This is a genomic window from Methylobacterium sp. E-046 (assembly GCF_022829625.1).
GTDB lineage: Bacteria > Pseudomonadota > Alphaproteobacteria > Rhizobiales > Beijerinckiaceae > Methylobacterium > Methylobacterium longum.
This window is the reverse complement of record NZ_JAKSYP010000278.1, coordinates 1-8,420: the sequence shown is the minus strand read 5'-3', so window position 1 is coordinate 8,420 and position 8,420 is coordinate 1. Positions and strand designations below refer to the sequence as shown.

The window sequence follows — 8,420 nt, the reverse complement described above, 5'->3', positions numbered from 1 at the left end:
CTTCCGCAGGCTTTCGCGGCGGCCCCGACGGGGTCTGGGCACCAACCGCAGCAGGAAGGCAGGCGAGGGTGGCTAGAGCGGCCAGGAGCGCGAAGGAGCGGCGCATGGGGATCACGCCAAGCCATCCTTGGCCGCCTTGTCTGGGTCGTCGGGCTTGCTCTCGGCGTCCTTGACCACGTCCTGGCCCGCAGACTCGCTGCCGGTCGTCGGATCCGGCACGTTGACGTTCGGGATCGGTACCGTCGGCGGCACCACGCTCACACCCGGTGCCTTGTCATTCTCAGCCATGGCCATGCCACTCCCTGTGATGCTGAGCCTTCGCGCGAACCAGACGATCCGCCCAGCATCTCTCCTCAGGGTCGCAGATCCTGCGTAATTGGCAATCGAAGCGGCGACGCCGACATCAACGGCGTCATCCACCTCGGCATCCTTGTTCGTGATCTGCCAGCTACTTCGCGCCACCGCCTTGAGGTACGGGCCGTTCGGGCTGGGCGGCGTTACCTCCTGCCGACGAGTTGTTCGTCACGGTATCGGCGGGTTGCCCCGTCGGGGTGCCAGTCACGGTACCCGGCGCACCTGTCGAACCCGGCTGCGGTGCTGCCACTCCAGGTGAACCTGGGGCCGTGGAAGGCGGCGCTGCCGCCGGTGCCTGCGCGAAGGCTGCACCTGCGAAGAGCAGCATCAACGGGATGGCCGTGACGAGGGTGCGCTGACGCATCGATGCCTCCGTGTAGAAGAACGCCGGTAACGCGTATGTAAGCGGGATGGTTCGCGATACTTCGGAAGCCTGATCGCGCAGTTCCTCACGCTGGGATGCGGTCGATGCTGGCGGTGTCCTCGGCGGACACACCGTTCTCGCGGTGGCGGAAGTTGCTAAGCGCCCGATAGACCTGCAGGCGTGCCCGCATCACCGAACCGAGCGGCTGGTGCGCCGCGAGGCTGTGAGCGGGGCGGAAAGTCATGATCTCGTCGAAGTACCGAACCCGGTCCGGCGCGTAGGCGTCCTGGCGCGGCAGGCGCAGCGTCGCCACCGTGCGGTAGGGGCTGACCGAGACCGGCCAGTCGACCGAGGCGTCCTCAATGGGCTGCCGCTCGGCATCCGCCCAGAGCTGCGCCTTCAGCTCGAACACCACCTCGTTCTCACGGAAGAAGGCGACAGTGGCCTGCCGGAAGCCGTCCTCGTCCTGCTTCGGGTCGAGCCGCCACTCGGACAGCGCGCGCTGAGCCTCGGTAGCTGGCATGGCCCCGAGCTTGGCCACGTAGTCTCCGTAGCGCATCGGCGCTTGGCTGAAGTAGCTATCGGCGAGCGGGTGGCTGTAGGGGTGCCCAAAGAAGTCGGCGAGCGCGCTCTCAGTGCCGAACGCGTGAAGCACCTTGTTGAGGTTGCGCATCGTCGAGGAGACGGCGCTCTTCACGCTCTCCGGCATTCCTGTCGACTTGCCGATGACCGTGCCGTCGCGCAGGAAGCCGGCCGCCGTGCCGGACGGGAAGGTCGTACCGGTGGCAAGCACGAAGTCCTGTGTGTCGACGGAATGGCCGGGGATCTTTTCCCCGAGAACGTTGAACACCTTGATGGACATGCCACGATGGGTCGAGACCCGGTCGCCCAGGGTCTCACCCGGGCCTTGCGCGAAACGCACTGCGACGGGGTGAGTGCCCAGCGTGGCGAACAACCCCTGCGCCAATTCCGGCGGCAGACCGGCGGCGATCGTGAGTTCGCCCGTCACGCAGGCTGAGCTTTTGGCATGGCTGGCGCGGACCGCGTGGTGCTCGCGCTTCTCGACCGTCTCCGACTGCTGGGTCATGCCCTTGATGATGCCGTCGATGGTCTCCTGCTCGTCCGGCGCGGGCTGCTCGATGTCGGAGGCGTAGCGCAGGTAAGTCATTCTCGGGCTCTCGCGCACGGTTTCGTCGGGTGAAGCTCCGCGCACATGGCCAAGTTCCTATCGCTCGGCTTTAGATGGAGACGCGGCGTTCACTCCCAAGGTGCCGGAGCGCCCTCCAGCATCGCGTCGTAGTCGGACGCGAGGCGATGTAGGGTCTCAGTCGCCCAGTTCGCCTAAGCACGGAGATCAGGCTGTGACGTCGATCTCCTTCATAGCATCCCCTCGCGGTGCATGACGTTGGTCGCCCACTCCATGCGGGCTTGGTCTACCGTCTCGCCGGCCTCGATCTGGCGCAGTACGCCGATGACGCCGTCCAACTCCTCGTCGGTCATGCGCTCGGGGCCGGGCTTAAGGTCGGGGTAGCGGTTCTCTAGCCGCACCATACGGGCCTTCAGGGTCGTGGACATAGCCGGGCCTCCATCTCCAGGTAGCTCTGTCGGACGTCTCGCTTGTGGGATCCGATCTGCGCGATCAGGCTTCGTTCCTCCGGGTCGGTCGAGGCGTCCCATTCCGCCATTAGCTCCTCGATCCCGCCGGCCGCGGACGCCAGCCTGTGCAGGCGGTCGAACAACGCCTGCTCGATCTCCTCGTAGGACAGGCCGTTGAACCGGCCGGTGCCGCTCTTCGCCTCTAGGCGGATGACGCGAGCCTCCAGGGCCTTCAGCCTCATGTCCCCCGCGCCTCCAGCGCCGCCATCCGGCGATGCAGCTCGGTCGCCTCGATCGCCCGCACATGCACGTCGAGGGTCTTCGAGATCTCCGCCGCTTCGGAGGGCGTCAGCTCGCCGGCAGCGACCACGGCCACGATGGCGCCGGTGGCCAGAGGCAGATCGTCTGTGGTGGTGATCGGCGGCAAGGCGAAGGTGATCGGCCTGTCCTTGCGGGGCGGAACAAGCCTATCGAGGCACATCCGCAGGGCTACCGTGTCGCCTCCTTGGGCGAGTTCAATCGCCGTGCGGGTCAGGACCTCGGCCTCGCCGTCCAGCAGCGCCTCGATGGCGCGCGTGGTGGCGTTGCGGGTGCCCTTGGCCTTGCCCGCAGGGTTGCCGCTCTGACCCGGCTGGAATTTGCCTCTGGTACTCATGGCCTATCCCAATACACGATTACAATAGACCGCGCCTATGACTTAAGGTTCGGCGCCTCGACCTGCAAATGCAGGCGGAATGCAGGTTGAAGTCGCCCCTGACATCAGTTCCTGCAGCCCCTCGGCAAAGCCTTGCAGCGCAGCGGCCGCGGCCTGTTGGCGGACTTCGCGGGCGTCGTTTCGAACCTCGATGGTGACGGCGGCGGTGAGCGCCACCTAACAGACGGTATCGATCCCGGCATTGATGGCGACGCGCTCGCGGGCGGCAAAACTGTCCATAAAATCGATGCAAACCCAACATTCGATAAAGTGCTTAGGCTGTGAATAGCCGAGAAAGATCCGGACCGTTGGATCGAGTGGCACCCATGCCCCACCAAATGGAAATTCCAAGGAATTTCTGGGCTGAGCTTGAGCATACCGTTTCGTTAAAGGTAGGTGATGCCCTTAACAAAGATGAGGCTCCGCAGGAGTTGCTGATCTCACATCTGCGCGATTTGGAGATCATGGCGCGGACTGCGTGTGATAGCCGACAGACCATCCAGATTATTGCTTCTGGCCGCCGTGTCCTGGGGGACCGAACCCAGGTTGGCCCACAAGAAGGACCCTTCACACACACCGTCGCGTGAGCGCAGGGCCGAACCCAAAAAGGCGAATGACGCTATGAATGAGCAAGCGTTCGCGATCCTGCTGGCCTCGGCCTTCACCGTCGGCTGCGCGATGATCCAGATAGCTGGACGGCACGCTCAAGCTGTGACGGCATTCCTCTTGCTCATCGTGCTCTGCCTCGGTCCGTTCGTTGGTCTCGTCGCCTTGGCGCAGCAGGCGGAACCTAGCGTCCAAGCCGAGCAGCCTGCAGCCTTTCACGGGCCTCGTTAGATGATGGTTATGCTCACTTGGGCCGGCATGACCCTGGCCTTCTTGGCACCCGCACCACCGATGCGTGAGTGGACGGAGCAACCAAAGCGTCCCACTCTCGGTGCCGTAAATTGGCTTCTGCTGTCCCTATGTGGCGGCTTTGCCTTGTTGGTGGCAGTCTCACCTATTCTCACAGCTGTCAGTTCCTCACGCGATTACAACGCTTTCCGAGCGCGCTGTAAAATTGAGGGTGGGACCGTTCTCCATGTCTGGCAGGGATCGCGTCCCTATACCTGCGCTCACAGGAGAGCCACATCAGGATGAAGGTGACGAGCTTCAGGACACTATTCTAAATTCCCAATGATAACGTGCATCGATCCCATCAAATGCAGGGGCAGAGATCAACGTGCCGGTCATAAGATTTGTTTTGTGGTAGGCCCAGGAACGCATCGTGCCAGCCGACACCGCTCCACCTGCCAAATCAGCATGCGCGTTCATGGCAGCGCTGATCGACTTGCTTGGCGAGATGCCAGAGCCCAACAACTTACGTCGGGCAGAGCTATTCGCCGAACGCCTCGGTGAATTGGAGGCCGAGGCTCGCGAGCACGAAGCCTCTGGAGCAACGATGGCTGCGATCAGGGGCGCGCGCGTGCTGCTGGAACTGGCCGAGTTGCCTCCGCTCCGGCCTGCGGTGCAGCTGGGTACAGAGCTATGACGCCTGGAGCACCGGATCATGGCGGTGAGCCGACCAGCGAACCCGCTTCGACCAACCTGTACACGCTGGCGACGAACCTGATTGCTCTGCAGCGTCTGCTGGACTGCCGAACCGCAGATGGAACGCTCGTACAAGCCGATCCGGGTCTGATCAGGTCCGCGATCGCGGCCGGACGCGGACAGGTTACCAGCGTCAAGGCAATGCTGGGAGAGATGCTGCACGGTCCAACGGATCCATGGCGGCAACCCACCGACGGCCTTATCGCAGCCGTGGCCGACCTCGACAGCCTGCTCGACACGCTCGAAGAGATGCTGAGCCAACTGGGCAGCTGAGCGGACGCTCATCTCGGACTTTCTCCGATCAAGGCAGCAAGCCAGCCCAGATAGCGCGGAGCAGGGCAGTCCTGGCGGCGGCACAGTCAGGATCGTCGGCGGCAACCGCATCGGCCATCGCCTCAAGGGCTGCGAGACCGCCGGCGCCATCGATCTCTAGGCCAGCGCGGAGCAAAGCGTTGCGAAAGGCCAGGGAAGCCGGATCCGCTGGGTCGCGGCGCTCGATGCTCTGCACGAGTGCGAGGACACTGGTGGCGGTCGGCGGGTCAGGGAGGGCGGCTATCATAGCTGCGCCTCCGGCTGGCTCGCCTCCAACGACACACGTAGCAGGCGAGCCAATTCCTCGGCCGCTTCATGGCCGAACACGGCCAGGGCCTCAGCTACCAGCCCAGCGCGCGTCGGCTCGTCCATGTTGGTGTCGTCGTCGGGGTGATGATTGGGGCCGGGGCGACGGGTCATTGCCAGTTCTCCAGCTCAGCGTCGAAGAAAGCCGCCTCTCGGTCGGTGCCAGCAACAGCCGAGCACCAGACCATGTGAACCGGGATCGGCATGGCGTAGGCCGGCACCCGATAGGACCCGAACGCGTCGCGGCGGATTTAGCCTCCAACGTCCACGATCAGGCCGGCGTCCAGCAGGTTGCGAAGCGTCTTCGGGCTCCAGGCGGGCAGCTCGCCGCAACCGATGCGGTCAAGGGCACGGCGTTCAGCGGACGTGCTGCCTGGATGGGGCATGCGGTCGGGGGGAGGTGATCAGCATGCCTCCGGGCGGGCGGCGAACTCGGTCTCGGACAGTTCGACGGCGCGGAGGACGGCGGGGCCGGTAAAATCGGCGACGGCGCGGCCTTTGTCGTCATCCGGCAGGGTGGCGACGATCTCCAGGCCGATGGCGGATCCCATCACGACGACGTGGATGAGCCCCTCCTTCACGTCGGTACGGCGGGCGAGAGCGACCGTCAGCGGCCCGACCGTGCCGTAGACGGCAACCTCCGCGTACCGAGCCACGGGTGTCGGCTTCTCGGGTGGGGCGAGGGTGATGATGTTGGACATGATGCCTCTTCTCAGGCTTGCGCGATCGCGACCGCGTTGCGGATCAGCTCGACATCGATGGTGCGCTCGACGCGCTGCCACCACGCCTCCTCCTGGCTTGCCTGCAGGTCGGCGAGGCACTCGCCCAGAACCATGCCCGGCGTGCCGGGATAGGCGGCTCTGGCGGCGGTGACTGGGCAAAGGCCAGCGGTCTCAGCCTCGGCCATAGTGACGAGGATCGCGGCCTTCACCTGGGATCGGATGTCGGTCTGCATGGCTTTGCTCCTTCAGGCTGCACGGGCGAGGCCAGCGTAGAACGCCAGCAGGTATCGGCGATCGTTCGAGGGAAAATCGGTTGACCTCGTGTGGGATGAGCCTGCTCAAGCCACGAAGCGCCGCACCCCACGGGCCTTTCCTCACGAACTTCGGCTGCGCAGACTGGACGGGCGTCGGAGAACCCTCATGCGCCTCGTCGTAGTCGCCGCTACCCTGCTGGTCCTCGTCCTTCCGATACGACAGGCGCGCGCGCGGGAGGCAGCCCCAGAGGTCGACCTTGCCTTTGTCCTCGCCGTCGATGTGTCGCTCTCGATGGATCCCGAGGAACAGCGCGTCCAGCGTGAGCGCTACGTCGCTGCTTTCCGATCTGAAGCGGTCCAGTCGGCGATCCGCCAAGGGCTGATCGGTCGGATCGCTGTGACCTACGTCGAGTGGGCCGGTATCGGCAGCCGGTACGTGATCGTACCCTGGACGGTGATCGGCACAGCTGCCGAGGCCGACGGCTTTGCTGGCCAACTTCTGCGGGCGCGCCCGAAGCGGGCGATCTGGACCTCGATCTCGGCGGCACTCGATTTCTCGGTCGATCTGCTGCGGGTAGCGGGAGTAGAGCCGACACGACGCGTGATCGACGTGTCCGGAGATGGCCCAAACAACCAGGGCCGCGAGGTCACCCAGGCGCGGGACGATGCGGTGGCGGCGGGTATCGTCATCAACGGCCTGCCGCTCATGATCAGCGCGCCGATGCGAACCGCACGGCGCAGCAGTACCTCGCCGGCCGGGATGCCTTTGCGCGGGGCCAGACCCTGCTGAGCAGCGGGCGGGATGCGATCCGGCCCGGGCAGCTCGCGGCCGAGACCCCGAACATGTCGCTGATGGAGCAGTTCATGCAGCACACGGGGCTACGCTCCGAGGTCGACCGCCATCTCGGCACGACGTTGAACGACCGGGTGGCCTTGCAGCGCGACCTGATGGGCGAGGGCGACTTCAACCGGGCCCGCATGGCCACGGTGTTCGGCGAGGAGCCGACGCAGCGGCTCGCCAACACGGTTGGGCGGGAGGCGCAGTTCGACCGGACCTACAACGATGTTGTTCGCGGCAGCCAGACGGCTCAGCGCACCGCCGCCTATCGAGGTCTCAGCACGTGGCTCGTGCAAGCTCTTTGCGCCGGAGGAGCTGAAGCACGGCACCTACACGAACCGAGATGGCTGCGAGGTCCCGCGCCCGGAGCAGCCTCAGGGGTCGAGCTGCACCAAGCCAGCGGATGCTACGGCCCGTTGTCGGGACGGTGACTGGAGCTTCAGCCAGCATCGCCAGGGCACATGCTCACGCCACCGCGGCGTCGGCTGCTGGGTCGCCGCGGGTCACGACTGCTGCCAGGTCCAGCCGCTCACCTTTGAGCGGTTCAGCTCTTCAGCCGCGCGTTGCAGGCCGAGTAGTAGCCACCACCCTTCTGGATCCACTTCGCGTCGCCGAGCGTGCCAGCAGCCTTGGCCGCGTTGTAGCTGTCCAGGCAGGTGTGCATCCGCGCCTTGCCGGCCGACTCCTTGGCGTACTTCGGATCCACCGCGGACGGATATGCGGCTGAACCGGTCGTGGCGGACGGCGCAGGGGCAGCCGTAGCGGTCGGCCTAGCAGCTGTCGTGGTCGGTGCAGGAGCCGGCGCCGACGGCTTCGCAGCACCGGCAGCTACCGGGTTCGGCACGGTTGTAGTCGCTGCGTCCGGCGGAGCACCGCACTCGGCCTTGCGGAAGTCGTTCCACTTCTGGCCGTTCAGCGTCCCGGCCTGCTTGGCGGCTTGGTACTTCACCGAGCAGTCTTTGGCCGACAGGGCTGCGGCTGGGGTCGCGAGGGCACCCAGGCTGAAGGCGAGGAGAGCGGTAGACAGCACGGAGCGGGACATGACGATCGTCTCCAAGCCCGAAAGCGGGGCCGGACGGTCAAGCTATCCCGACAGCGGACGATCGCAAAGCCGTCCGACGATGCTCATCGATCCCCCGGGCGCGCCGGCTCCTCCTGTGGGTCGTAGGTCTGGCCGTACACCGCAGGTATGCGCTGAAGGATGGCGAGCGGCGGGGGTGGGTGTCGAGGCGGGTGATACCGCGCCGCTTACAAACCAGGCGGGAGTGGGTTCGGGACGACCACTGCGCTAGGCCCGGTAGCGGCCAACGGTGTCAGTGTAGCGGCGTCGAGGATGAGGCTATAGCCGTGCAAGGCGGCGAGAGCTTTGCGGTAGTCATCGCGTATCCGG

At 65.5% G+C, this 8,420-nt stretch carries 14 protein-coding genes and 1 pseudogene; 6 read left to right on the top strand and 9 right to left on the bottom strand.

Going from position 1 to position 8,420, the window contains the following annotated elements; translation table 11 throughout:
* Window positions 1–111 precede the first annotated feature (111 nt).
* From MKK82_RS30645 to MKK82_RS30625, 5 genes are all read right to left on the bottom strand, one after another.
* Window positions 112–420: a hypothetical protein gene (locus MKK82_RS30645; protein WP_243987848.1), complete on the bottom strand. Its 309-nt coding sequence runs from the start codon at window positions 418–420 to the stop codon at window positions 112–114.
* 383 nt (window positions 421–803) lie between these two features.
* Entirely contained in the window at window positions 804–1,886 is a 1,083-nt protein-coding gene (locus MKK82_RS30640; RefSeq protein WP_243987847.1) for a catalase family protein, read from the bottom strand.
* A 209-nt stretch (window positions 1,887–2,095) separates the two neighbouring features.
* Entirely contained in the window at window positions 2,096–2,293 is a 198-nt protein-coding gene (locus MKK82_RS30635; RefSeq protein ID WP_243987846.1) for a hypothetical protein, read from the bottom strand.
* Window positions 2,278–2,556 (bottom strand): hypothetical protein, encoded by a 279-nt coding sequence (locus tag MKK82_RS30630; protein ID WP_243987845.1) that lies wholly within the window; start codon window positions 2,554–2,556, stop codon window positions 2,278–2,280. Before MKK82_RS30630 ends, MKK82_RS30635 begins: the two co-directional genes overlap by 16 nt.
* Window positions 2,553–2,969, bottom strand: a complete 417-nt coding sequence (locus tag MKK82_RS30625) for a DUF5681 domain-containing protein (RefSeq protein WP_243987844.1) — start codon at window positions 2,967–2,969, stop codon at window positions 2,553–2,555. Before MKK82_RS30625 ends, MKK82_RS30630 begins: the two co-directional genes overlap by 4 nt.
* Before the next feature lie 132 nt (window positions 2,970–3,101).
* Between MKK82_RS30625 and MKK82_RS30620 the strand changes: the two genes are divergently transcribed.
* The 4 genes from MKK82_RS30620 (at window position 3,102) to MKK82_RS30605 (ending at window position 4,871) form a co-directional block, all read left to right on the top strand.
* On the top strand, window positions 3,102–3,293 hold the full coding sequence (locus MKK82_RS30620) for a hypothetical protein (protein WP_243987842.1): 192 nt from the start codon (window positions 3,102–3,104) through the stop codon (window positions 3,291–3,293).
* 336 nt (window positions 3,294–3,629) lie between these two features.
* Window positions 3,630–3,845 (top strand): hypothetical protein, encoded by a 216-nt coding sequence (locus tag MKK82_RS30615; protein ID WP_243987840.1) that lies wholly within the window; start codon window positions 3,630–3,632, stop codon window positions 3,843–3,845.
* 475 nt (window positions 3,846–4,320) lie between these two features.
* A complete protein-coding gene (locus MKK82_RS30610; RefSeq protein WP_243987839.1) occupies window positions 4,321–4,539 on the top strand; it encodes a hypothetical protein in 219 nt (72 codons plus the stop codon).
* Window positions 4,536–4,871 carry a hypothetical protein gene (locus MKK82_RS30605; RefSeq protein WP_243987837.1) on the top strand — a complete coding sequence of 112 codons (336 nt, stop codon included), beginning with the start codon at window positions 4,536–4,538 and terminating at the stop codon, window positions 4,869–4,871. The genes MKK82_RS30610 and MKK82_RS30605 overlap by 4 nt, the downstream gene beginning before the upstream one ends.
* A gap of 282 nt (window positions 4,872–5,153) precedes the next feature.
* On the opposite strand, the gene MKK82_RS30600 is transcribed toward MKK82_RS30605, so the two are convergent.
* The 3 genes from MKK82_RS30600 to MKK82_RS30590 all read right to left on the bottom strand — a co-directional run bounded on the left by MKK82_RS30600 (window position 5,154) and on the right by MKK82_RS30590 (window position 6,171).
* A complete protein-coding gene (locus MKK82_RS30600) occupies window positions 5,154–5,330 on the bottom strand; it encodes a hypothetical protein (protein WP_243987835.1) in 177 nt (58 codons plus the stop codon).
* A gap of 290 nt (window positions 5,331–5,620) precedes the next feature.
* On the bottom strand, window positions 5,621–5,917 hold the full coding sequence (locus MKK82_RS30595) for a hypothetical protein (RefSeq protein ID WP_243987834.1): 297 nt from the start codon (window positions 5,915–5,917) through the stop codon (window positions 5,621–5,623).
* Between the two features lie 11 nt (window positions 5,918–5,928).
* Window positions 5,929–6,171 carry a hypothetical protein gene (locus tag MKK82_RS30590; protein WP_243987833.1) on the bottom strand — a complete coding sequence of 81 codons (243 nt, stop codon included), beginning with the start codon at window positions 6,169–6,171 and terminating at the stop codon, window positions 5,929–5,931.
* Between the two features lie 187 nt (window positions 6,172–6,358).
* Here MKK82_RS30590 and MKK82_RS30585 point away from each other — a divergent pair, with 187 nt between their 5' ends.
* Complete coding sequence (locus MKK82_RS30585; protein WP_243987832.1) at window positions 6,359–6,982, top strand: DUF1194 domain-containing protein; 624 nt, start codon at window positions 6,359–6,361, stop codon at window positions 6,980–6,982.
* Window positions 6,983–7,255: 273 nt separating this feature from the next.
* Window positions 7,256–7,462, top strand: a pseudogene (locus MKK82_RS30580) (DUF3761 domain-containing protein); the annotation flags it as partial.
* 112 nt (window positions 7,463–7,574) lie between these two features.
* On the opposite strand, the gene MKK82_RS30575 reads toward MKK82_RS30580, so the two are convergent.
* Window positions 7,575–8,072 (bottom strand): hypothetical protein, encoded by a 498-nt coding sequence (locus MKK82_RS30575; RefSeq protein WP_243987831.1) that lies wholly within the window; start codon window positions 8,070–8,072, stop codon window positions 7,575–7,577.
* Window positions 8,073–8,420: the final 348 nt, after the last annotated feature.